This is a genomic window from Bradyrhizobium sp. 141 (genome assembly GCF_023074055.1).
GTDB lineage: Bacteria > Pseudomonadota > Alphaproteobacteria > Rhizobiales > Xanthobacteraceae > Bradyrhizobium.
Genome location: NZ_JADPKR010000045.1, coordinates 139,116 through 160,567, shown reverse-complemented (window position 1 = coordinate 160,567; position 21,452 = coordinate 139,116). Strand labels below are relative to the sequence as shown.

Here is a 21,452-nt window from a genome sequence, read left to right as displayed (position 1 = left end):
ATCGCTGACGCAATGTAGGGAGCGGTCAGCGATTCTGATAGCGAAGCTTGCTTATGCCCGCCGAACCGACCTGCTTTTCAAGCGCAAGGCTGACTTCGATTCCCGCGCGAGCCGTTCGGCAGAGGCCACGAGCTGTGGAACCGCGTGGCCGGAAAATCCCAGCACGAAGCCGGGCAGAGGGCGCGCGCGCGAATAGGTGTCGGCCAATAGCCAGCCCTCCGCGCCGGCGGCCTGCTTGGCCTCTGCTGCGACCGGAAGTTCGACCGCGGGATCGAACCGGGCGACGAGATGCAGGCCTTGTGACGGCACTGGCACCGATAGCGCGCCATCGGATGCGGCTTCCAGCGTTTCGGCGAGCACATCGCGTGCCTCGCGATAGAGCTTTCGCACGCGCTTGAGGTTTGCGGCGAACGCGCCCGAGTTGAGCATGTCGGCCACTGCGCCTTCCATCAGCGTGCCGGGGAAGCGGTCGAGCGCTGCGCGCGCAGCCGTCACGTCCCCGATCAGGCGTTCGGGCAGGGCGCAATAGCCGATGCGCAGGCCTGGAAATAGTGTCTTGGCGAACGTGCCGAGATAGATCACGCGCTGGAGACGGTCGATGCCGGCGAGCGACATCAGCGGTGCGCCGTCATAGCGAAACTCGCTGTCGTAGTCGTCCTCCAGCACGAAAGCGCCGGCCTGCTTTGCCCAGTCCAGAAGCTCAAGCCGCCGCGGCATCGACATCTGCACGCCCAGCGGAAACTGGTGCGACGGCGTGACATAGGCTGCACGCGCAGACGGCGCCGCGGCGCGGCCCTTGGCGATCCGCATGCCGTGCTCGTCGACGGGGACGGGCACGGCGCGGTAGCCGCAATGCGCGATAGTCTTGCGCGCGGCGGGATAGCCGGGGTCCTCGCACCAGACCTGGTCGCCCGCTTTGAGGATCGCGCTCAACACGATGCGCAGCGCGTGCAGGGTGCCTGAAGTCAGCATGATCTGACCGGGATCGCAGCGCAGCCCGCGCGCCGACAACAGATGATCGGCGATTGCCGCGCGCAGCTCGCGGCTGCCGCGCGGATCGCCATAGTGAAGGTGCTCGGCGCCGAAGGCGCGCATGCGGCGGCCGACGAAGGCGCGGAATCGCTGCACCGCGCGTTCGTCGACATGCGTGCAGCCGAGCGCGAACGCTCCTTGCCCGGGCGTTTCGACAGCCGCCCGGGGCTTGTTCGGTTCGGCCGCGCGCGCGGGGATGCGCGCGGCGACGAACGTTCCGGAGCCGACGGTGGCCTCGGCAAAGCCATCGGCGATCAGGCGCTCATAGGCGGTGACGACGGCGTTGCGCCGAAAGCCGGTCTGCCTGGCCAGCGTGCGTGACGGCGGCAGCGCCTCGCCGGGCTTGACGAGTCCCGAGACGATCATCTCGCACAGCGCCTGATAGAGCCGGTGCGCGGCGGAGGCGCCTGGCGTGACGTGCGGGCCGGCGAGGTCGAGCGGCAGCTCGATCTTGGCCGCGGAGGGGAGCGAATTGGTCGGAATTTTTCGCATGGAATTGGAACTATCGCAGACCAAATGCGCCGCTACAACTGCTTCCAGATCCTCCAATCCGAGCAGGAGCGGCCGTGAGCCAGACCGAGACCTCAAGTTCCTATCCGACATCGGCGCGCAACCAGGTGAAGCGCCGGCACGATCGCGGCTTCTATGATCACGATACGGTTCATCGCATCCTGGATTCCTCGATGCTCTGCCACGTCTCCTACGTGATTGACGGCCAGCCTTATTGCACGCCGACCTTCTTCTGGCGCGAGGGCACCAAGCTCTACTGGCACGGCTCGAGCGCAAGCCGGATGCTGCGCAATCAGACCAAGGGCGAGCGCGCGTGTCTCACGGTCGCCCATCTCGACAGCCTCGTGCTGGCGCGCTGCGGCTTCAATCACTCCGCCGACTACCGCGCGGTGATGGCGTTCGGCACCGCCTACCTCGTCACCGATCCCGAGGAGAAGGAGCGCGCGGTGATCGCGATGGTCGACCGCTTCTTCCCGGATCGCACCGCCGGCCTGCGAGCGAGCAACACGCAGGAGATCAAGGCGACGTCCTTCATCGCCATGGAGATCGAGGAAGCTTCGGCCAAGGTCCGCGCCAAGGGCGTCGCTGACGACGACGAGGACTATGCGTTGCCGATCTATGCCGAGCGCATCCCGGTCCGCACCGTGATCGGCGCGCCGGAACCGTGCCCGCGCCTGCTCGACGGCGTCACGCGCCCTGCGACGTTGAATGGCTATTCCGAGGGCCGGCTGCTCGAAGATGCATTGCGGGATGCTTATTTTGTGGAGTACCCGAACGGCTGAAATCGGTTAGTTTGCGCACTCCTTGGGACCATTGGAATGCCTGGAGTTGCCTGATGAATGCCGAAACGCAGCAGAGGATTCTCGACGCCGTCGATGCCGGCTTCGAAGCCCAGCTTGCCACCACACGCGATTTCGTCGCGATCCCTTCGACCCGCGGGGCGGAGGGGCCGTGTCAGGACATGATCGGCGACCTCCTGCGCGAGCGTGGCTATGAGGTCGACGACTGGCACATCGACGTCGACGACCTCAGGGACCTGCGCGGCTTCGGCCCGATCGAGCATGATTTCTCCAAAGCACGCTCGGTGGTGGGCACCTACCGTCCGCAAACCAACGGCGGCAAATCGCTGATCCTTCAGGGGCACTGCGATGTGGTGCCCGCTGGTCCCCTGGAACTGTGGGACACGCCGCCGTTCTCGCCCGTCATCAAGGACGGCAAGATGTTCGGCCGCGGCGCCTGCGACATGAAGTCGGGCACGATCGGCGCGCTCTATGCGCTCGATGCAATCAAGGCCGCAGGCTTCAGGCCGACGGCACGGATCCACTTCCAGTCCGTGATCGAGGAGGAGAGCACCGGCGTCGGTGCGCTCTCGACGCTTCAGCGCGGCTATCGCGCGGACGCCTGCTTCATTCCGGAGCCGACCGGCGGCAAGATGGTGCGCTCGCAGGTCGGCGTGATCTGGTTTCGCCTGCGCGTGAAGGGCCATCCGACCCATGTTGCCTTTGCCGGCTCCGGGGCGAATGCGATCATGGCCGCCTATCACCTGATACAGGCGCTGCAAAAGCTCGAGGTCGAGTGGAACGAGCGTGCCAAGGCCGATCGGCACTTCAAGACGTTGAATCACCCCATCAACTTCAACCCCGGCATCATCAAGGGCGGCGACTGGGCCTCCAGCGTGCCGGCCTGGTGCGATGTCGATTGCCGGATCGCGGTTCTGCCGGGGTGGTCGATCGCCGATCACCAGAAGGAGATCACGGCCTGCGTCGCTGCCGCGGCGCGCAACCACCGCTTCCTCGTCAACAATCCGCCGGAGATCGAATGGTCGGGCTTCCTGTCGGAAGGCTATGAACTGACCGACGCCGCCGCGCCGGAGGCTGCGTTTGGCAGAGCGTTCGACAAGGTCTATGGCGGCGCGGTCGAGGACCTCGTCTTCACCGCGCTCACCGACACTCGCTTTTATGGCCTCAACCACGGTATCCCGAGCCTGTGCTTCGGCGCCAGCGGCGGCGAGATGCACGGCTTCAACGAATATGTCGAGCTGGAATCGCTGAAGAAAACGACCAAGGCGATGGCGCTGTTCATCGCGGAATGGTGCGGAGTGGAGAAGGCGTAGCCGTCGCTCCGTTCGCGCCGTGCCCACCGTCTTCCTTCTCTCGCGAACGAACTGGTGGGCACGCTCCGCTTTGCCCACCCTACGGCACCATGGCTGGAGCGCTCGCAAATCCTTTAAGCTTAAAATAGAGACTAGGATGCGGCAGTGACCGGTGGCAGACTGGCGGCCGGTTCGCTGGACGAGTCCTCGGGAGTCACAATGCGCGATTGGGATGATGCTTATGCCAATTCGGCCCATATCGCCGGCTCGGACAAGATGCCAGGGCTGTGGGCGGAGCGAGCCGCGGCGTATCGTGCCGGGCTGAAGAACTTTCGCGCCGACATCGCCTATGGCGCGGGCGAGCGCCAGAAGCTCGACCTGATCCTGCCCGACGGCGACAGCAAGGGTCTCGTCGTCTTCGTGCATGGCGGCTACTGGATGCGGTTTGACAAGTCGACATGGACCGATCTCGCCGAAGGTGCGCGCCACCACGGCTGGACGGTGGCGTTGCCGAGCTACACGCTGACACCGGTCGCACGCATCTCCGACATCACCGCCGAGATCACTGCCGCGATCGCCAAGGCGGCTTCGCTCGTCGCAGGGTTGATCCGGCTTGCCGGCCATTCCGCCGGCGGCCACCTCGTCACGCGCATGCTGTGCGACGACAGCCGGCTCGAGCCTGCCGTCTTCAACCGTATCGCGGGCACGCTCTCGATTAGCGGCCTGCACGACCTTCGTCCGCTGCTGAAGACCCGGATGAACGAGACGCTCGGCATGACGATGGAAGAGGCGACGCTCGAAAGCGCGGCGCTGCACCTGCCGCGCGGACATTCGCCGGTGACGGCCTGGGTCGGTGGCGGCGAGCGGCCTGAATTCATTCGCCAGTCGGATCTGATGGCCAATATCTGGACCGGTTTCGACGTGCCGACCCGCCTCGTCGTCGATCCCGGGCTGAACCATTTTACCGTGATCGACGGACTGAAGGATCCGTCGTCGCCGATCACCGCGCGCCTGATCGGCCTCGACTGAGCAAAGACGGGGAAGATCGTTCGAAAGGGCCTGCCCATGACGTCCAGCGATTACGATCCTGCGAATGAAGGCGCCGAGACCGATTTCGCCCGGCGGATGTCCTACGGCGACTACCTGGCGCTGGATGCGATCCTTGGCGCGCAGCATCCGCTCTCCGAAGCGCATGACGAGATGCTGTTCATCATCCAGCATCAGACCACGGAACTGTGGATGCGCCTTGCCATCCACGAACTCAGCGCTGCGCGCCGCGCCATCGCCAACGACGAGGTGCAGCCTGCAATGAAGATGCTGGCGCGGATGTCGCGCATCTTCGAGCAGCTCAACAACGCCTGGGACGTGCTGCGCACCATGACGCCCAGCGAGTATACGCGCTTCCGCTCTCAGCTCGGACAGTCCTCGGGTTTTCAGTCGCGGCAATACCGGCTGATCGAATTCCTGCTAGGAAACCGCAATCACGCCATGCTCAAGCCGCACGCGCACGATGTGGAGACGACGAAGCTGCTCGAAGCCGAACTCGCGACACCCAGCCTCTATGACGAAGTGCTGCGGCTCGCCGACCGCAACGGGCTCAAGATGCCGGCCGCGGTGCTGGCTCGCGATGTTCGCGAGACCCACAGCTTCAACGAAGGCGTGCTGCAGGCCTGGCGCGTCGTCTACGAGGCGCCGGGGACGCATTGGATGCTCTACGAGCTCGCCGAGAAACTGGTCGACTTCGAGGATTATTTCCGCCGCTGGCGCTTCAACCACGTGACAACGGTCGAGCGTGTCATCGGCTTCAAGCGCGGTACCGGCGGCACCGGTGGTGTCAGCTATCTCAAGCGCATGCTGGAGGTGGAGCTGTTCCCCGAACTCTGGCGCGTCCGCACGATTCTGTAGAAATGCCCATGACCAGATATCGCGTCTATGACGACACCAAAGCTTTGTTCCACTTGCCGGGTGGCGTGATCTATCTCGACGGCAATTCGCTTGGCGCGCTGCCATCAGGCGTTGCCGAGCGCGTCAACCGCGTCATCACGACGGAGTGGGGCGTTGAGCTGATCCGCGCCTGGAACACCGCGGGCTGGTACGCCCAGCCGCGCCATGTCGGCGATCGCATCGCGCGACTGATCGGCGCGGAAGCCGGCTCGGTGATGGTCGGGGACACGCTGTCGCTCAAGGTCTATCAGGCTCTCGCCGCCGCGCTCGACATGAACGCGTCGCGCAAGATCATCCTGTCGGACACCGGCAACTTTCCGACCGATCTCTACATGGCCGAAGGCCTGATCGCCACGCTCGGGCGCGGCCATCAATTGCGTCTGGTTGCGCCGGAGGAGATCGAATCCGCGCTGTCGGAGGAGGTCGCGGTGCTCTACATCACCGAGGTCGACTACCGCACCGGCCGCCGTCACGACATGGCGCATCTGACTGCGAAAGCGCATGCGCTCGGTATCGTCACGGTCTGGGATCTCGCGCATTCCGCAGGCGCGTTGCCGGTCGATCTCGCCGGAAGCGGCGCCGATTTCGCGGCGGGGTGCACCTACAAATACATCAACGCCGGCCCTGGTGCGCCGGCCTTCCTCTACGTCGCACCGCGCCACGCCGACAGCGCGCGCGCTGCGCTGTCGGGGTGGATGGGCCACGCAAAACCCTTCGCGTTCGAGCTTGCCTATGCGGCCGCGGGCGGCGTCGAGCGTATGCGCGTCGGCACGCCACCGGTGCTGGCGATGGCGGCGCTGGAGGCCTCACTCGACATCTGGGACCGTGTCGATATCGCGGAGGTCCGCGCCCGCTCGTTGGCGCTCGGTGACTTGCTGATCGCGGAAGTCGAACGCCGCTGCCCGTCTTTGAAGCTGGTCACCCCGCGCGCGCATGATCGCCGTGGCTCGCAAGTCTCCTTCGCCTTCGACGGCGGCTATGCCGCGATGCAAGCCCTGATCGCCCGTGGCGTCATCGGCGATTTCCGCGCGCCTGACATCATGAGGTTCGGCATCACGCCGCTCTATATCGGCGAGGGCGAAGTGTTGAAGGCGGCCGAGATCATCGAGGAGGTGATTGCGGGCGAGGTGTGGCGACGGCCGGAATATCAGGTCGTGAACGCGGTGACGTGATTCTGCTGTGCCCCGGACGCAGCGCAGCGCGCCGCACTTGCGGCGTGATGCGCTGCAGAGCCGGGGCCCACGCAACACCGAAATCGTGGCGAGATGGGTCCCGGCGCTGCGCAGCAACGCTACGCGTTGCAGCGCGTCCGGGACACGCGAGGGTTGGCGCTGCGTGCCGAAGTCAGCGCGGCCATTACCTCAGACGTCATTGCCTTGCCGCGCGAAGCCATTCACGCTGACACAACAATGGATTGGGAGGACATCTGATGACGCCGCTCGAAAAACTTAAAGCGATGAAGATGCCGTTCGCCGAGCTCAAGGGCGTCGAGTTCGTCGAGGCCGAGAAGGACCGCGTGGTGGCGCGGATGACGGTCCGGCCCGATCTCTGCACGCTTCACCACACCATCCATGGCGGGGCCGTGATGGCGCTGGCCGATTCCGTTGGCGCGGCGGCGACCGTGATCAACCTGCCTGACGACGCCAAGGGCACGACCACGCTGGAGAGCAAGACCAATTTCATCGGTGGGGCCAAGGAAGGAACCACGGTCATCGCGATCGCCACCCCGGTTCACCGGGGCCGGCGGACCCAGGTCTGGACCACCCGGCTGGAGACCGAAGACGGTAAGCTGGTCGCGGTGGTGACCCAGACCCAGCTTGTCCTCGTATGAATACGGGGGCTTTGATCTCATTAACGAATTAGGCGCCCCTCATGCCTGAAACTTGGGCAGGTTCCCGGCTTGAAAAGGATGTTGCGACGCACAATATTGGGGATCTAGGGATTCGAACGCCTCCTCGAGGGACACCAAGAGGAGTTTTGACGTGGCACTTGAAGACACTACCCGCATGCCGTCCGTTCCGGGCTATGTGCGGACCTTGAGCCAGCAGGAAGAATTGCCGCTTCTGCGCGATCATCTGCTGAGACTCGATGCCGAAAGCCGGCACGATCGTTTCAACGGTTTTCTCGACGACAGCTTCATCGAGCGATACGCCGCGCGCTGTGCCGAAGATGGCACTGTGATCGTCGCTTACATCGTTGACGGCGTTGTCCGCGGTGCGGCCGAACTGCATCCGGAGGAAGACGATTCTCTGCCTGAAGTCGCCTTCAGCGTGGAAGCCTCTGCACGCCGCCAGGGCGTCGGCACCGTGCTGTTCCGCCGCCTGGTCGCGGAGGCGCGCTGGAAAGGCTATAAGCGCCTGCGTATCACCACGGGCGCCGAGAACCACGCGATGCGGGCGCTCGCCAGGAAGTTCGGCGCGCATCTGGCTTTCCGCCACGGCGAATCGACCGGCACCATTGATCTCGCCAAGACGCCTGAGGCCGAACTGGCCGATCTCGCGGCTTCGCCGTTCACAGCCGGTCGCGCTCTTCTCAGCTTCAACTCGACCTGCTGGAAGATCATCTCGAGCATGTACGGCAATCGCGCCGCCTGACCTAAAAAGGCAGGACCGGAATCAAAAAAGCGGACCGGCAAAACCGGTCCGCTTTTGTATTGGGGTAGACGACCACGCGCTCAGGTGCCGGTGCGCTTGTCGTTGCCGAAACGGCGGACGACGCGGCGTTCGACCACGACGGAGCGCTGTGCACCCTGTTCGCCGGCGATCACGCGCGTCGCAGTGATGCGGCTGTTGGTGCGCGCCTGCTTCTTCACCTCGGCCTGCACGACATCGAGCGGCATGCCCATCAAGGCTGCGGCGATCTCGGCCTGCTGCTCATGATCGTCGGTGATGCCAATGGCGGCGAAGATCGCCTCGTCCAAGGTGGGCGGATCATGGCGGACGCGCCGCGTGCCATATTTGGTATTCCAGTCTGCGTTCATAACGGCCTCGTTTTGATGCCGGGATACCTAGTGCCACGAATGTTGCATTGCAATATGAAATTGGTGTGGCATCTCAGCTATGCACCGGTCGGATGTCAGGGTGTGACGCGACACCGGCATCGATCTCAATCCGTGGTTGCGGCCAGCGCTTCAGGGCGGCGCGTCCGGCCTCAGTAAGCCCGTAGATTCCCCGGTCCGCCCGTTCGAACCAGCCATACACATTGTTAAGCAAGATCTTGCCGGCGTCAGGGCAGCGTTCGCGCAATTCTCGCACTTTCCGTGGCCCACCGGCGAGCTCCGAGGCGCAGGCCAGCGCCTGCTGCCGATAGGCTGTCATGATCGGCGCGCGGGTGCTGCCGCCGAGCACGGGATCGCCCTGGCGGCGCTGATGCTCGGCGACGAGGCGCGAACGGACCTTCGGCTCGCGGCGCGGCGCCGCCGTCGGCGGCTTTACCAGCACCTCGACCTGGCCGCGATCGGTGACCCCGAGCATGCCGAAGCCGAGCCGTCGGCAGAGATTGCGATAGCGCGAATCGCTCTCGCGTCCCTTGCCTCGAATCGACATCTTTGCCGCGATCCAGACCTCGTCGCCGGCCGGCGCGCGGTCGACCGCCTGCAGGATCAGCTCGAGATTGAAGGCGAGCTTGAGCTCGCCGATCACCACCACCGGCGGATCGCCGGCGCTGAGGCCCACGAGATCGCAGCCGCCGATCTCACCCTTCACGGTGAAGCCGAGCTCTTCGAGGAAGCGTTTGACGGGCAGGTAAAGCGCGGTTTCCAAGGGAGGGTTCCGGGTGAGGTCCGATCGGAGAATCAGTTGCCGGCAGTCTAGCCGGGATCGGACTCGGGGCTCTGCACCATTTGATCGGGACCGGATGGTACGGTTATCCTGCGGGCGGGACCGCCGGGCGCTTGACGAAGATGACAATCAGGAACGGGCTTTATCACATCCGTATCGAAATGCTGGATGCTGTGCAGGGCGGCAATCAAGGCGTCATGGTGCTGCGCGACGGCACCATGCGGGGTGGCGATTCATTCTTCTTCGCCTACGGCAGCTACACTTCGTCTGGCGGCAAGTGGAAGGGCGAGTTGACGAACGAGGAGCACTCGCCCTCGTTCGACGAGCGCCCGGTGTGGGGCCGCAAAATCGTGACCATCGGCTTCAGCGGCACCTACACTGACGAGAGCGCCTATGGCGAAGGCATGGCGCTCGCCGGCAAACAGAGCATCCGTTTCAAAGGCAATCTGCGGCTGCTGGTGCCGGATTGATCACACCCGCCCGCCGACGGGGATCAGCGCGCCGGTGACGCCGCTCGCGGCGTCGCTGGCGAGGAACAGGATGACCTCGGCGAGTTCCTGCGGCGTCACCCATGTGGAGAAGTCCGCTTTCGGCATGTCGGTGCGGTTGGCCTTGGTGTCGATGATCGACGGCAGCACCGCGTTCACCGTGACCTTGCCCTTCCACTCGTTGGCGAGCGCCTCGGTGAGGCGATGCACGCCTGCCTTCGAGGCCGCATAGGGCCCCATGCCGCTGCCGGCCTGGAGCGCGCCCATGGCGCCGATATTCACGATGCGGCCGGCCTTGGACGCGGCAAGGTGCGGCAGCGCCGCGCGCGAGGCGTTGAGCGCGGTCAGGACATTCAGCGTGTACATGCGCTGCCAGGTCTTGATGTCGCCGTCGCCGACGGTTTCGAACGCGAAGCCGCCGGCGATGTTGATCAGCGCATCGACCCTGCCGAAATGCTTTGCCGCCGCATCGACTGCTGTCTTCGCCTGGATTGCGTCGGACAGGTCGACGCCGCCGATCTCGATGCGGTCGGGCGTTGCGGGGCTCTGTGAAGGCGCATGATCAATGCTGGCGACACGCGCGCCGCGCGACCGTGCGAGCTCCGCCACCACCGTGCCGAGCGCGCCGAGTGCCCCTGTCACGATTAGGACCTTGTCTTGCATCATCGTTCTCCCGGCGCGGCGGCCTATGATTGCAGATAGCGCGCCTTCAGCGCGGCCCGCTCCGCCGTGCCGAGGTTGAGCCCGTCGCGCAAATAGGTTTCGATGTTGCCGTATTCCTTGCCGACCGCTTCGAAAGCCGCGGCAAGGTAAGAGGCTTCGACGCTGCCGATGGCATTGCGCACGTCTTCCGACAGGTCGATGGCCGCCGTCGCATCGCGCTTGTAGTGCTGGTTGGTGAGCAGGTAGTCCTCGGCGATGACGTCATCGGGTACGCCGAGCGCATGGAGGATCAGCGCGCTGGCAAAGCCGGTGCGGTCCTTGCCGGCGGTGCAGTGGATCACCAGCGGCGCACGGTCCTCCAGGAGATGGCCGAACAGATTGCGAAAGCTATGCGTATGGTGACGGACATAGTTGCGATAGGATTCGCGCATGAGCTCGAGGGCGACTGGCGCGGTCAGCGTGCCCCTCGCGAGTTCGGCGCGCAGCGCGGCGACCACGCTCGGCTCGATCGGCAGCGAATGCACCGTGATCTCGTTCACGACGCAGATGCCGGCCGCACGCTCCTCCAGCCCGCGGAAATCGAACGCGCTTCGCACGCCCAGCGCGCGGACGATCTCGACGTCGGCGGCGGTGAGCTGGCCGAGATGGTTGGAGCGGAAGATGTGCCGCCAGCGCGTGGTGCGGCCATCGGACGTCGGATAGCCGCCGAGATCGCGAAAATTGCTGGCGCCTTGCAAGGCGAGGTGGCGGGCAGGGGAATCTGACATGGGATCGGCTTCGGTTATGGTTCCATTGGACGCACGAGGTGGCGTCCTTGAGGTATTACAGGGGGCGATCATGGTCCGGCACAAGGCCATTCTTTTGGGGATCACCATGCTGGCAGTTGGAATTTCCGGCGCGCGGCAGGCTGGAGCGCAGACGTTCCAGACCTACCGCTGCACCGACGGGACGCAGTTCATCGTTGGGCTCTATGACTACGACAAGCGCGCTTTTCTTCAGATCGACGGCGAGCCGGTCACGCTCACCAAGCGGCTGACTGTCTCCGGCATACGCTATGCGGGGGCCGGTATCACGCTGACCATCGGCAAGACGGGGACCATCACGGTCAAGCATCTGAAGCGGCCGGCGACGGCCTGCGCGGTGATTTGAACGGCGTCGTTCACGCGAGAATCAAAAAGGGCCGAAACATCTTTGTTTCGACCCTTTTTGAACTGCCGCCGGGCGCTTGCGCGAGCGCCGCGGTTTCAAACCAAGCACGGGCATCAGCGATCCCATTTCGGCTTGGCTTCGTCGACCGCGTCCTGGTGGTACCAGCTGTCGCTGCAGATCGAGGCGTTCGCGGGAAGCGAGGCGTGATCGGCAGGAAGGCGGGTCTCGCCATAGCGGCGTCCGGCGAGAGCTGCGCGGCCCCCGACCGGAAATTGGTAGATCGTTGCCGATCCGTGACTCAGACCATTGTTCATCATTGCGATTCTCCTTGGTCGAAGCGCCTTAGCCTCCATGGTGCGCCCGACTCGTTCGATTGTGGTTACCGGAATCCCCATATCGGCCGCGCCCCCCGAATTGGGAAGTGCTGAAAAGGAAATCAGTTGCCGCCCAATTTGTGGGCAGGCAGAGGTCTGCATCCCCTAAGGCACGCTGTTGGTGACTAATGCCTGGGCCATTGCAAAGGTTGCTGAGCAGGGGTGGTCGACTTTGCGAAAATTGCTGGACGTTGATGCGCGTTTCATCGGCAACTTCCAGCACGGGGTCGTCTGCATCAGAATCGGGCGATTTCCCCGGGTTTTTTGCGCTGCAGCTACACGCGAAGGTGCGCGGCTATGACGCATATCGCCGGACGCGGTCTGCTCGCGGCAAGGCAACCTCGGCCGCGGTGGAAAACCTCTGGCACTGCGGCCTTTTGGCACGACAAATGCTTGTAAAGGGCCGGCCGATGGTGGCCGGGTACAAAACGTTCGGGGGCCCCAGGGCCCCCAACCTTTCGCATCATCTACAGAGAGGCTCAATGACCAAGTATAAGCTCGAGTACATCTGGCTCGACGGATATACGCCGACCCCGAATTTGCGCGGCAAAACTCAGATCAAGGAATTCGCGTCGTTCCCGACGCTCGAGCAACTTCCGCTCTGGGGCTTCGATGGCTCCTCCACGCAGCAGGCCGAAGGCCACAGCTCCGATTGCGTGCTGAAGCCGGTCGCCGTCTTCCCGGACGCCGCGCGCACCAATGGCGTGCTCGTGATGTGCGAAGTCATGATGCCCGACGGCAAGACCCCGCACGCCTCCAACAAGCGCGCCACCATTCTCGACGATGCCGGCGCCTGGTTCGGCTTCGAGCAGGAGTACTTCTTCTACAAGGACGGCCGTCCGCTCGGCTTTCCGTCCTCGGGCTACCCCGCTCCGCAGGGTCCGTACTACACCGGCGTCGGCTACTCGAACGTCGGCGACGTCGCCCGCAAGATCGTCGAAGAGCATCTCGACCTCTGCCTGGCTGCCGGCATCAACCATGAAGGCATCAACGCGGAAGTCGCCAAGGGCCAGTGGGAATTCCAGATCTTCGGCAAGGGCTCCAAGACCGCTGCCGATCAGATGTGGATGGCTCGCTATTTGATGCTGCGCCTCACCGAGAAGTACGGCATCGACATCGAATTCCACTGCAAGCCGCTCGGCGACACCGACTGGAACGGCTCCGGCATGCACGCCAACTTCTCGACCGAGTACATGCGCTCGGTCGGCGGCAAGGAGTATTTCGAGGCGTTGATGGCCGCCTTCGACAAGAACCTGATGGACCACATCGCCGTCTACGGCCCGGACAACGACAAGCGTCTGACCGGCAAGCACGAGACCGCGCCGTGGAACAAGTTCAGCTACGGCGTTGCCGACCGCGGCGCCTCGATCCGCGTTCCGCACTCCTTCGTCAACAACGGCTACAAGGGCTATCTGGAAGACCGTCGTCCGAACTCGCAGGGCGACCCATACCAGATCGCTTCCCAGATCCTGAAGACGATCGCGTCCGTGCCGGCAGACAAGAAGGCCGCGGCCTAAGATCCTCCCGGCCCGGGCTGGGGGGCTGGCCCGGGTTGGTCTCAATCCGCCGGAGCTGCAAGGCTCCGGCGGATTTTTGCATTTGGATGACGGCCGTTCCTGTGCCTGCCGAGCCCTGGCTCGTGAAACTTGTCCACCGCCGCGGAATGCGAGATAGAGTGAGACTGGATGCGCGCAGGGCCGGGGACACGGCTGGTGTTTGAAGGCTTCTACAAGGTGAGATTTCAGCTCGGCGACACCGTCGGCCGGAGCGTGATGCATGCCGGCAACGGCAGGATGCTCGGCGGCAATTCGGCCTTCGCCCATATCGGCACTTACGAGAAGACTGACAGCGGCGTCGATGTCGTGATCAGCACCGTCCGCCATAACCCCGATCCGAACTACCGCGCCATGGCGGGCACCGATGATGCCACCCTGCTCGCCAAGGGCTGGGCCGATGGCGATCTCTATCGCTTCAAGGGCGAGCTGAAGGAGCTGCCGGGCATCCCCTTCCAGTCGGTGATGACGCCGATCACGGAGGACGAGGTGCCGATCGCCGGTGGCGTCGGCGAAGCCGGCATCGCTGATGGTCTCTACTCCATCCATCTGCGGATGCTCGACGGTCTCGACGGCGGTCTCACCGGCGTGATGCTGCTCAACCATGGCCGCATCCTCGGCGGCGATGCCGCGTTCTATTATCTCGGCAGCTACACCGCCGCGAAGGGCCGCTGGAAGGGCCAGATCCTCAACCAGGAGCACACGCCCGCCAAGGACGATCCGATTTTCGGCGGCCACGAAGTCGGCATCGGCTTCTCCGGCAGCTACGACGCGGAAGAGGCGGTGCTGGAGGCGACCGCACTCGCCGGCAAGCGCAGCCTGCGCCTGACCGCCGCGCTCAAGCTGATGCACCGCGCCTGATTGCGACGGGACTCGCTCATGCAAAACATTCGTATGCTTTCGACGCTCGGCTTGATGGGCGCGATGCGCAGCCTGTCCTCCGCCTTCGAGGCTGAAACAGGCATCCATGTCGACGCCGACTTCGCGCCGACCCTGGCCCTGCTGAAACGCTTGCGCGACGGCGAGGCCGCCGATCTCGTGATCCTCACGCGCGAGGGGCTGGACGAGGTGATCGCGGAGGGGCGCGTGCTCGCGGGCGGCGCGGCCGATCTGGCGCGCTCCTATGTCGGCATTGCCGTGCGGGCAGGGCAGGCGCACCCCGATATCGGAAGCGAAGCAGCGCTGCGGAAGACGCTGCTTGCGGCGCGGTCCGTAGCCTATTCGCGGCTTGGCGCGAGCGGCGTTTACTTCGCCCAGTTGATCGTACGGATGGGGATCGCAGCCGAGATCAACGCCAAGGCGACCATCGTCGAGCAGGGCTTTACGGCGCAGCGCCTCGTCAGCGGCGAGGCCGATCTTGCCGTTCAGCAGATCAGCGAGCTGAAGCAGGTCGAAGGCATCGAGGTAATGGGACCGATCCCGCATGAATTGCAGACGCCGGCGGTGTTCTCCGCCGGCCGCATGGCGAACGCAAAACAGGCCGATGCCGCCGACCGCCTGCTGCGCTATTTGGCTTCGCCGGAGGTCGTGCCCGTCCTGCGCCAATCGGGACTCGAGCCTTGAATTTGCCGGAGCGGGGACGCAACGTCATGTCCATGCGGACTTGTCTGGTTGTCATCCTCTTTGCACTCGCCACGCCCCTGACTGCGTATGCGCAATCAGCCGATCTCGTTCTGTGCGATCGCGTGGCGGCCGATCCCAGCGATCCCGACAAACCGGCCGACGTGAGGGGCGTCAGCGAGATCGCATCCGCCGACGTCGCGACCGCGATCAAGTTCTGCAAACAGGCCGCGCCGTCCTCGCGCCGTGCGATGTTCGCGCTCGGCCGCGCCTATGCGGCCAACCGGCAGACGGCAGAGGCGATCGCTGCCTGGCGCAAGGCGGCCGACAAGGGATCGAGCGCGGCCATGGTCGAGCTCGGTGTTGCCTATGGCACCGGCTCCGGTATCGCCAAGGACGAAGCACAGGCGCGAAAACTGTTCGAGAAGGCGGCGCAATCAGGCAATCCCCGCGGCGTCAGCAATCTCGCTGCGCTCGGCGGCGCAGGCGGCGCTGCGCCGGCCGATCCCGCGCAGGCACGTGCGCTGCTCGGCAAGGCTGCCGAGACCAACGCGGAAGCGCAGTACCAGCTCGGCCTGATGCTCTCCGAAGGCGCAGGCGGCGCGAAGGACGACGTCGCGGCGCGCGCGCTGTTCGAAAAGGCGGCCGCGCAAAATCATCCCGGCGCGCTGGAGCGGATGGGAGCCTTCGCGCAGGAAGGTCGCGGCGGGCCGAAGGACAAGGACGCCGCGAAAGCCTATTACGAGCGCGCCGCGGCGCTCGGCGACGAGGATGCCAAGAAGGCGCTGGAGCGGCTGCGTTGCCCTTACGCGATCAAGGACAAACAGGGCAAGCTCGTCACCACGCTGTGCTTCTGAACAGAGCCAGGATTTGACGGAACCTGGCTCGCGCGTCCGAAGTTGACGTCCAGACACATGGGAGCATGGACATGATCCGCAAACTGGCGTCGGGCGAATACCGCCTTTACTCACGCAAGGTGAATCCGAAGACCGGCAAGCGTCGTAACCTCGGGACCTTCAGGAGCCGTGCGGCAGCCGAGAAGCACGAGCGCGAGGTGCAGTATTTCAAGCGTCACTGATCCTGATGAGCCTTGCGGCAAAGATAAACGCGAAAACAACCCCATGCACAGTAGCCAAGCCCTTGAAATCGCTCACTGCTGATTAAGCGAAATTGATGGTTGACCCGTCGGGCAAAACAGGGGCATGATGGCATCGTGGCAGCGGAGGTCCCGCAAGGCCCCTTGGCGGAAAAGCCGGATGGCCGAGCGGCGGCGGTAATGCTAGGTAGCCGCGATTCTTTTCCGATTTTGCGAGTCTATTGCGTTGCTGGACGGACTCTACAAGGTTGAATACGGCGTCAACGATGCGTTCGGGCGCAGCATCATGTGCCTGCATGACGGCAAGATGCTGGGCGGCAATTCGGGCTTCGCGCATCTCGGCACCTATGCCGAGCAGGGCGGCGAGATCATCGCCGAGGTGATCACCGAGCGGCATAACCTCGATCCCAACTACAAGCCGCTGATGGGCGCCGACGTCGCCGCGATCGGGGCACGCGGCCGGCTGATCGGGAACGAGATCCGTCTTCAGGGCAGTGCGAACACGATGCCGGGCGCCAATTTCTGGGCCAATCTCACGCGGCTCGATGATGGGGCGCTGCCGCCCCGGGGCACGATCGGGCAGGGCGGCATCGCCAACGGGCTGTACGGGATGAGCCTGAGCGCGCTCGATGGTGTCCATGCCGGCCTCTCCGGCGTGATGCTGCTGATCGACGGCCGCATCCTCGGCGGCGATGCGTTCTTCTACTATCTCGGCTCCTATTCCTCGGCGGACGGCCGCTGGAAGGGCGAGATGCTGAACCAGGAGCACACGCCGGCGAAAGGCGAAAACCCGGTTTTCGGCGGCTTCGAGGTCGGGATCGGATTCTCCGGAAGCTGCACCGCGGATAGCGGCGAGCTCGAAGGCATCGCGCTCGCCGGCAAGCGGAGCCTGCGGCTGGCGGCCTCGCTCAAGCTGATGCGGCGGGCCTGATCTTACTCGGCGTCGTCTTCAAGTGCAGCGCGGATTTGTGCAAGCCATCGATCGCTCCATCCACTGCGAAGCTTTCCGCAGGGCTGCGGAACATTGCGGGCAGCAGCGTCTGTCGCGTTGATCCAATCACGTGGGCGAACCCGGCGTACGCCGCTTCTGCAGGTGATGCGCCAGCAGCTTCAGCATTTCGGCGTTGGCCTCGTCGTTTCCTCTCTCCCTCCTGTGCGCTTCCTGGATGGTGTAGCGGCCGCTGTCTTTTGCTGCGAGCTTGCGGCGATGAAAGGCCACAATCGGAGCGAAGGGATGTCCGAGCCCCTCGGCGGTCAATTCGTCGGCCAGCGCCGCGGCGCGCTCCCAGTTCGATGCGCGCCGGAGCACGTCGAGCAGTTCCAGGCGGGTATCGATCGACCGGATCGGGCCGTCTCCCAGTTGCTCGGCGGCCCTGAGACGAAACGCCGTCGCCTGCGAGGTCTGCTTCTTGTCGTCGGCAACCCATGCTGCCGCCAGCATATACGTGAACGCAGCCCTCCGGTCGCCCTCATAGGCCGCTTGCGCGGCGCGCACCAGGAAGCGGCGCGCCGCCGGATCGGAAAATGGCTCCAATGACGCGGCGCGGAATTCGGCAGTGTCGAGGAAGGCCCGCGCCTTCGCATCGCCCCGATCGATACTGCCGGCGACGTAACCGCAATAGGGACATTCCAGCAGCCGGCTCGCGATGGTCGAACGCGCCATCCCTGCCGGCCGTTGGTCAAGGTCCGGCGAGCCGAAGGAATTGGTGCTCATCAGCACGGTTTGCTCGGAGCTCTTGCCGCAGCAATAGCAGCGCAGCTTCTCTCTGTCGTAGCTTGTCATCTGGTGGCCGCGTGACCCTATCCGGGGACTAGCTCCCCTCCCATCGCTTCCTGGTGTTGTAGTCAATCGTCTCCGAAGTACGGATCAGCATCTCCAGCAGGCCCGAGGCGTTGCCGCTGTAGAGCGCTCCGCGGTTTTCCGGCAGATCATCGATCCGGGTCGTCATCGTCGGCCGCCTGACGTCGAGGAAGGTCCGCAGGATCGCCAAGCATCGCTCCAGCATTGGTTCGGCGTGCCGCGACCGGTCGTACGCATAAATCTGTGCCAAATTGGCCAGGATCCACAGCAGCGCGGCGGCATCGTTGCCGTAGCTTCGCTCGCAGATATCGAGCAGGCGCCGGAGCAGGGGTTCAGCGTTGTGAAAATCCCGGCAGTCGAGATGGGCGCGCGCTGCGGCCTCCAGTGTCTTTTGCACTTGCAGGCTGTCCGGCCCGAATAGCGCCTCCTGGATCAACACGGCGCGCTCGCACATGGCGTGGGCGTTGCGGCGCATGTCCTTCTTGGCGCTGTCGCGCTGCGACTGCTCGCTCGCGGCGATAGCAGCGAGCGCAAGAGCGACCAGCGTCGCCGCAACCTCCTTGCTATCCGCGCCGTGCAGGCGTTCGGCAACGGCAATGCAGCGCTCGCGATGACGGGCGGCCAGCTTGTGCTCGCTGGTGCGAAGGCAGGCGTCGAACAATCGTTGGAGGGCCCGGCCGACCTCGTCGCTCTCGGCGCCGTGCAGCTCCGTCCTGATGGCGAGGCTTCGCTCGAGGAACGGCTTGGCCTGCGCAGGCTCGTTCCGGTACAGATATCGCGAGGCGATGCGATCGCACTCCTCGGCAATTCTCGGATCGATCTCGCCCCAGGTGGCGGCCATGATTTCGAGACGCCCCAGCACGAACGGCTCCAGATGCTTGAATTGGACCGGCCCCTTCTGATCGATCCATTGTTCGAGCTGCGGCAGTAGCGATGCCGGGCCGTGCAGCGCCTCGCGGATCGTGATGCTGCGATCGAAATAGGGCACCGCCTCTGCCGGTTCGCCATACTGGCAGATCAGAAAAGCCAGGGTGTTGAGCGCGGTCGCCACCTCGTCGCTCTCGGCGCCAAATTTGGCCTCCAGCTGGGCGATATGAGCAAGATGGCTTTCGATCATCAAACGACGGGCCTCCGGACGTAATGAAAATCACGAAGTGCTTCTGTTCGTAACATCGATTCGGCGCGACCAGGTCGAACTCTCATCGCGCCTTGGCGCGCAGTGTCGTGCCCGGAGAGGCGTGCGGCCTCAGGCCGAAGTTCTTTTCGCAGAGCGGGCCGAACGCTCCGATCGAAGCGATCGCCGCCGCACCGGGATTGAGCGGTTCGACAGCTATGCGCAGGATACGTCCACTCGCTGATGCCAGCACCGTTACGTTGCAGGTGAATTTCTCGCGGGTCACCAACGCGTCGTCCGAGAAGCTTACGTCTGTGGTCAATCGCCAATGGTAGGCGCGGTTGTGCTTGCCGACGAGATCGACGGAATCGGGCCGACCGTGGATGCGCATGAAGTCGGTGATGGGGTCCAATCTTGGCTTGGCCGCACGGGCGGCCGTGGCGGGTCCTGGGGCTGCGGAGAGCGCCAAAACGACTACTGGGGCAATGACGGAGCGGAAAAACACAGAACTTGATCCCATTTGCGGCGCATCGGCCGGATAGAATCTACGAGCATCTCGGCGATCGCAAGCCCTCGCGTCCGACGCGAACACCCGCAAATAGTGGTCTGCAAGTGTCGAGCGCTTCCTATTTTTCCGGAAACAGCTCGTCGCATGATCCCATGGACAGAAATTTCTCGCTCGGTGCCATGTCGAAGAGAGCAGGCGTGCCCATCATGTTGCATTGGTTCGATTAGATCCGCAGCGCGGAAAGCCGCGCGACGAGGAACTCGATGGCGGCGCGTACCCGTCGAGGCATCGCGCCCGCCCCTCGCTTGGGCCAGACAATCTGCAGCGGGATAGGCCGCGGCTCGTGACCGACAAGGATTTGCTCGACGATACCCTGATCGATGAGCCTGCGAACCTGCCAGAGCGGAGCCAGCCCGATGCCAAGGCCGGACGCGACGGCCGCGTTGCGCGCTGCTGCATTTTCCGACCGAAACCGACCATGAACTTCGACGCGCCGCCTCTTGTCACCAAAGGCCCATCGGTCGTCATCGCTCGCGCGCAACACGCACTCGTGGCCGGAAAGGTCTCTTGGATTTTCAGGACGGCCATGAGCGGTGAGATAGGCCGGTGAAGCGAACACGGCCCAGCTCAGTCCACCGAGCTGCCGAATCCGCAAATTCGAGTCCGGCAGGTTGCCGATGCGAATGGCAAAATCGAGCTTCTCGGCGACGAGATCGACACGGTCATCGGACAGCACAAGTTCGAGGTCGATCTCCGGATTCCGCGCCAGGAATTCACTCAGGACGGGAGTCACATATTCAGGGCCGAACAGGCTCGACGTGCCCACGCGGATGGTGCCGGCAAGCCGCCGGTCGCTGGCAAGCAGATCTTCACGCGCAGCGTCGATGGTCGTGAGCGCGAAGCGGATGCGGCCGGCGAATTCGAGGCCTGCTTGTGTCGGATGCAGGCGCCGCGTCGTTCGCGAGACCAGCTCCATGCCAAGATCGTCTTCAAGTCGCGCAAGCGAACGGCTCACCGACTGCAGCGATCGGCCAAGCCGCGTTGCCGCTGACGTCAGGCTGCCCTCGTCAATGACGGCCAGAAATACCGCGTAATCAGCAAGCGAGGCCAGCGAGGATCTCCCGAAAAATGAGATAATCTATCCACATTTGCAGCTATTATCATCAGAAGTGTGATGTGTTGTGAATGGGCTGCAATAACGAGGACCATTCCATGACGAAACCCGACAACTGCGCGGCAAAAGCCCCTCTGGCGGCCTTGACCCCTCTCTATGGCGACCCGATTACGCTCGATGAGGCGACGCGCGTGGCCGATGCGGCGCGTGCCGAGGCGCAACGTCACGGCTGGCCGATGGTGATCGCCGTCACTGACAGCGGTGGCCATCTCGTCCTGCTGTATCGCCTCGACCAGGCGCAGCATGGCAGTGTGCTCGTGGCGCAGCAGAAGGCGAAGACAGCCGTCGACTTCAGGCGGCCGACCGGGGCATTCGAATCTGCGCTGGCGGATGGCGGCCTTCACTGGCGGTTGCTCGGCATGACCAACCTGACGCCTCTGGAGGGCGGCCTTCCGATTCTGCGCGACGGCAGGGTGATCGGGGCGATCGGAGTCTCGGGCATGCAGTCGACCCAGGATACGCAGGCCGCCTCGGCAGGACTTGCGGCCTTCGGTGCCTGATGGCTCCGGCGGCGGCCACCGGCGGGCCACAAGGCTCCGGGCAGACGACAATGGCTGAATCCGTACCCCGCCGGGCTTCCCCTTGGGAGCAGCATGGCCTATGACGCTGCAACGC

The 21,452-nt window shown here is 64.3% G+C and carries 26 protein-coding genes; 16 read left to right on the top strand and 10 right to left on the bottom strand.

Annotated features, from left to right (window positions below):
- Nucleotides 1-51 precede the first annotated feature (51 nt).
- Nucleotides 52-1,524, bottom strand: a complete 1,473-nt coding sequence (locus IVA81_RS13035; protein ID WP_247317326.1) for a PLP-dependent aminotransferase family protein — start codon at nt 1,522-1,524, stop codon at nt 52-54.
- 74 nt (nt 1,525-1,598) lie between these two features.
- Between IVA81_RS13035 and IVA81_RS13030 the strand changes: the two genes are divergently transcribed.
- The 7 genes from IVA81_RS13030 to IVA81_RS13000 all read left to right on the top strand — a co-directional run bounded on the left by IVA81_RS13030 (nt 1,599) and on the right by IVA81_RS13000 (nt 8,172).
- Complete coding sequence (locus IVA81_RS13030; protein ID WP_247317323.1) at nt 1,599-2,324, top strand: pyridoxamine 5'-phosphate oxidase family protein; 726 nt, start codon at nt 1,599-1,601, stop codon at nt 2,322-2,324.
- Between the two features lie 53 nt (nt 2,325-2,377).
- Nucleotides 2,378-3,655, top strand: coding sequence for an ArgE/DapE family deacylase (locus IVA81_RS13025; RefSeq protein WP_247317320.1), 1,278 nt, complete (start codon nt 2,378-2,380; stop codon nt 3,653-3,655).
- Nucleotides 3,656-3,853: 198 nt separating this feature from the next.
- A complete protein-coding gene (locus IVA81_RS13020) occupies nt 3,854-4,663 on the top strand; it encodes an alpha/beta hydrolase (protein WP_247317302.1) in 810 nt (269 codons plus the stop codon).
- A 36-nt stretch (nt 4,664-4,699) separates the two neighbouring features.
- On the top strand, nt 4,700-5,539 hold the full coding sequence (gene kynA / locus IVA81_RS13015; RefSeq protein ID WP_247317297.1) for a tryptophan 2,3-dioxygenase: 840 nt from the start codon (nt 4,700-4,702) through the stop codon (nt 5,537-5,539).
- Nucleotides 5,540-5,547: 8 nt separating this feature from the next.
- Nucleotides 5,548-6,750, top strand: a complete 1,203-nt coding sequence (kynU, locus tag IVA81_RS13010; protein WP_247317242.1) for a kynureninase — start codon at nt 5,548-5,550, stop codon at nt 6,748-6,750.
- A 257-nt stretch (nt 6,751-7,007) separates the two neighbouring features.
- Complete coding sequence (locus tag IVA81_RS13005) at nt 7,008-7,409, top strand: PaaI family thioesterase (RefSeq protein WP_247317239.1); 402 nt, start codon at nt 7,008-7,010, stop codon at nt 7,407-7,409.
- A 151-nt stretch (nt 7,410-7,560) separates the two neighbouring features.
- Nucleotides 7,561-8,172, top strand: coding sequence for a GNAT family N-acetyltransferase (locus tag IVA81_RS13000; protein ID WP_247317236.1), 612 nt, complete (start codon nt 7,561-7,563; stop codon nt 8,170-8,172).
- An 80-nt stretch (nt 8,173-8,252) separates the two neighbouring features.
- On the opposite strand, the gene IVA81_RS12995 is transcribed toward IVA81_RS13000, so the two are convergent.
- Both IVA81_RS12995 and IVA81_RS12990 read right to left on the bottom strand, forming a co-directional pair.
- Nucleotides 8,253-8,558 carry a hypothetical protein gene (locus IVA81_RS12995; RefSeq protein WP_247317233.1) on the bottom strand — a complete coding sequence of 102 codons (306 nt, stop codon included), beginning with the start codon at nt 8,556-8,558 and terminating at the stop codon, nt 8,253-8,255.
- Between the two features lie 73 nt (nt 8,559-8,631).
- A complete protein-coding gene (locus IVA81_RS12990) occupies nt 8,632-9,339 on the bottom strand; it encodes a DUF2161 family putative PD-(D/E)XK-type phosphodiesterase (protein ID WP_247317230.1) in 708 nt (235 codons plus the stop codon).
- Between the two features lie 140 nt (nt 9,340-9,479).
- Here IVA81_RS12990 and IVA81_RS12985 point away from each other — a divergent pair, with 140 nt between their 5' ends.
- A complete protein-coding gene (locus IVA81_RS12985; protein ID WP_246929940.1) occupies nt 9,480-9,827 on the top strand; it encodes a GrlR family regulatory protein in 348 nt (115 codons plus the stop codon).
- Here the strand turns inward: IVA81_RS12985 and IVA81_RS12980 are convergent, their stop codons facing one another.
- A complete protein-coding gene (locus tag IVA81_RS12980; RefSeq protein WP_247317226.1) occupies nt 9,828-10,508 on the bottom strand; it encodes an SDR family oxidoreductase in 681 nt (226 codons plus the stop codon). It abuts the gene before it with no gap.
- Between the two features lie 23 nt (nt 10,509-10,531).
- Nucleotides 10,532-11,275 carry a tyrosine-protein phosphatase gene (locus tag IVA81_RS12975; RefSeq protein ID WP_247317208.1) on the bottom strand — a complete coding sequence of 248 codons (744 nt, stop codon included), beginning with the start codon at nt 11,273-11,275 and terminating at the stop codon, nt 10,532-10,534.
- A gap of 70 nt (nt 11,276-11,345) precedes the next feature.
- Between IVA81_RS12975 and IVA81_RS12970 the strand changes: the two genes are divergently transcribed.
- Nucleotides 11,346-11,657, top strand: coding sequence for an MliC family protein (locus IVA81_RS12970; protein ID WP_247317205.1), 312 nt, complete (start codon nt 11,346-11,348; stop codon nt 11,655-11,657).
- Nucleotides 11,658-11,770: 113 nt separating this feature from the next.
- Here IVA81_RS12970 and IVA81_RS12965 read toward each other — a convergent pair whose 3' ends face one another.
- A complete protein-coding gene (locus IVA81_RS12965) occupies nt 11,771-11,974 on the bottom strand; it encodes a DUF2735 domain-containing protein (RefSeq protein WP_247317203.1) in 204 nt (67 codons plus the stop codon).
- A 539-nt stretch (nt 11,975-12,513) separates the two neighbouring features.
- On the opposite strand from IVA81_RS12965, the gene IVA81_RS12960 reads away from it, so the two are divergent.
- The 6 genes from IVA81_RS12960 to IVA81_RS12935 all read left to right on the top strand — a co-directional run bounded on the left by IVA81_RS12960 (nt 12,514) and on the right by IVA81_RS12935 (nt 17,171).
- Nucleotides 12,514-13,548: a glutamine synthetase beta-grasp domain-containing protein gene (locus IVA81_RS12960; RefSeq protein WP_246929930.1), complete on the top strand. Its 1,035-nt coding sequence runs from the start codon at nt 12,514-12,516 to the stop codon at nt 13,546-13,548.
- 195 nt (nt 13,549-13,743) lie between these two features.
- Complete coding sequence (locus IVA81_RS12955; RefSeq protein WP_247317853.1) at nt 13,744-14,445, top strand: GrlR family regulatory protein; 702 nt, start codon at nt 13,744-13,746, stop codon at nt 14,443-14,445.
- A gap of 18 nt (nt 14,446-14,463) precedes the next feature.
- A complete protein-coding gene (locus IVA81_RS12950; RefSeq protein ID WP_247317199.1) occupies nt 14,464-15,147 on the top strand; it encodes a substrate-binding domain-containing protein in 684 nt (227 codons plus the stop codon).
- Between the two features lie 32 nt (nt 15,148-15,179).
- On the top strand, nt 15,180-16,001 hold the full coding sequence (locus IVA81_RS12945) for a tetratricopeptide repeat protein (RefSeq protein WP_247317850.1): 822 nt from the start codon (nt 15,180-15,182) through the stop codon (nt 15,999-16,001).
- A gap of 71 nt (nt 16,002-16,072) precedes the next feature.
- Entirely contained in the window at nt 16,073-16,222 is a 150-nt protein-coding gene (locus IVA81_RS12940; protein ID WP_007591825.1) for a hypothetical protein, read from the top strand.
- 244 nt (nt 16,223-16,466) lie between these two features.
- A complete protein-coding gene (locus IVA81_RS12935) occupies nt 16,467-17,171 on the top strand; it encodes a hypothetical protein (RefSeq protein WP_247317196.1) in 705 nt (234 codons plus the stop codon).
- Between the two features lie 126 nt (nt 17,172-17,297).
- Here the strand turns inward: IVA81_RS12935 and IVA81_RS12930 are convergent, their stop codons facing one another.
- From IVA81_RS12930 to IVA81_RS12915, 4 genes are all read right to left on the bottom strand, one after another.
- A complete protein-coding gene (locus tag IVA81_RS12930; RefSeq protein WP_247317193.1) occupies nt 17,298-18,023 on the bottom strand; it encodes a hypothetical protein in 726 nt (241 codons plus the stop codon).
- Nucleotides 18,024-18,051: 28 nt separating this feature from the next.
- Nucleotides 18,052-19,158, bottom strand: coding sequence for a tetratricopeptide repeat protein (locus tag IVA81_RS12925; protein WP_247317190.1), 1,107 nt, complete (start codon nt 19,156-19,158; stop codon nt 18,052-18,054).
- Nucleotides 19,159-19,240: 82 nt separating this feature from the next.
- On the bottom strand, nt 19,241-19,567 hold the full coding sequence (locus IVA81_RS12920) for a hypothetical protein (RefSeq protein WP_247317173.1): 327 nt from the start codon (nt 19,565-19,567) through the stop codon (nt 19,241-19,243).
- 319 nt (nt 19,568-19,886) lie between these two features.
- Nucleotides 19,887-20,774 carry a LysR family transcriptional regulator gene (locus IVA81_RS12915; RefSeq protein ID WP_256469333.1) on the bottom strand — a complete coding sequence of 296 codons (888 nt, stop codon included), beginning with the start codon at nt 20,772-20,774 and terminating at the stop codon, nt 19,887-19,889.
- Between the two features lie 101 nt (nt 20,775-20,875).
- Between IVA81_RS12915 and IVA81_RS12905 the strand changes: the two genes are divergently transcribed.
- Complete coding sequence (locus tag IVA81_RS12905; protein WP_247317156.1) at nt 20,876-21,337, top strand: heme-binding protein; 462 nt, start codon at nt 20,876-20,878, stop codon at nt 21,335-21,337.
- Nucleotides 21,338-21,452: the final 115 nt, after the last annotated feature.

Excerpts from the sequence above, each read along its gene's own strand:
- IVA81_RS13035 (WP_247317326.1), bottom strand. The coding sequence starts at position 1,524 with ATGCGAAAAATTCCGACCAATTCGCTCCCCTCCGCGGCCAAGATCGAG.
- IVA81_RS13025 (WP_247317320.1), top strand. The coding sequence starts at position 2,378 with ATGAATGCCGAAACGCAGCAGAGGATTCTCGACGCCGTCGATGCCGGC.
- IVA81_RS13020 (WP_247317302.1), top strand. The coding sequence starts at position 3,854 with ATGCGCGATTGGGATGATGCTTATGCCAATTCGGCCCATATCGCCGGC.
- kynA (WP_247317297.1), top strand. The coding sequence starts at position 4,700 with ATGACGTCCAGCGATTACGATCCTGCGAATGAAGGCGCCGAGACCGAT.
- kynU (WP_247317242.1), top strand. The coding sequence starts at position 5,548 with ATGACCAGATATCGCGTCTATGACGACACCAAAGCTTTGTTCCACTTG.
- IVA81_RS13005 (WP_247317239.1), top strand. The coding sequence starts at position 7,008 with ATGACGCCGCTCGAAAAACTTAAAGCGATGAAGATGCCGTTCGCCGAG.
- IVA81_RS12995 (WP_247317233.1), bottom strand. The coding sequence starts at position 8,558 with ATGAACGCAGACTGGAATACCAAATATGGCACGCGGCGCGTCCGCCAT.
- IVA81_RS12985 (WP_246929940.1), top strand. The coding sequence starts at position 9,480 with ATGACAATCAGGAACGGGCTTTATCACATCCGTATCGAAATGCTGGAT.
- IVA81_RS12980 (WP_247317226.1), bottom strand. The coding sequence starts at position 10,508 with ATGCAAGACAAGGTCCTAATCGTGACAGGGGCACTCGGCGCGCTCGGC.
- IVA81_RS12975 (WP_247317208.1), bottom strand. The coding sequence starts at position 11,275 with ATGTCAGATTCCCCTGCCCGCCACCTCGCCTTGCAAGGCGCCAGCAAT.
- IVA81_RS12970 (WP_247317205.1), top strand. The coding sequence starts at position 11,346 with ATGGTCCGGCACAAGGCCATTCTTTTGGGGATCACCATGCTGGCAGTT.
- IVA81_RS12965 (WP_247317203.1), bottom strand. The coding sequence starts at position 11,974 with ATGATGAACAATGGTCTGAGTCACGGATCGGCAACGATCTACCAATTT.
- IVA81_RS12960 (WP_246929930.1), top strand. The coding sequence starts at position 12,514 with ATGACCAAGTATAAGCTCGAGTACATCTGGCTCGACGGATATACGCCG.
- IVA81_RS12950 (WP_247317199.1), top strand. The coding sequence starts at position 14,464 with ATGCAAAACATTCGTATGCTTTCGACGCTCGGCTTGATGGGCGCGATG.
- IVA81_RS12945 (WP_247317850.1), top strand. The coding sequence starts at position 15,180 with ATGCGGACTTGTCTGGTTGTCATCCTCTTTGCACTCGCCACGCCCCTG.
- IVA81_RS12940 (WP_007591825.1), top strand. The coding sequence starts at position 16,073 with ATGATCCGCAAACTGGCGTCGGGCGAATACCGCCTTTACTCACGCAAG.
- IVA81_RS12930 (WP_247317193.1), bottom strand. The coding sequence starts at position 18,023 with ATGACAAGCTACGACAGAGAGAAGCTGCGCTGCTATTGCTGCGGCAAG.
- IVA81_RS12925 (WP_247317190.1), bottom strand. The coding sequence starts at position 19,158 with ATGATCGAAAGCCATCTTGCTCATATCGCCCAGCTGGAGGCCAAATTT.
- IVA81_RS12905 (WP_247317156.1), top strand. The coding sequence starts at position 20,876 with ATGACGAAACCCGACAACTGCGCGGCAAAAGCCCCTCTGGCGGCCTTG.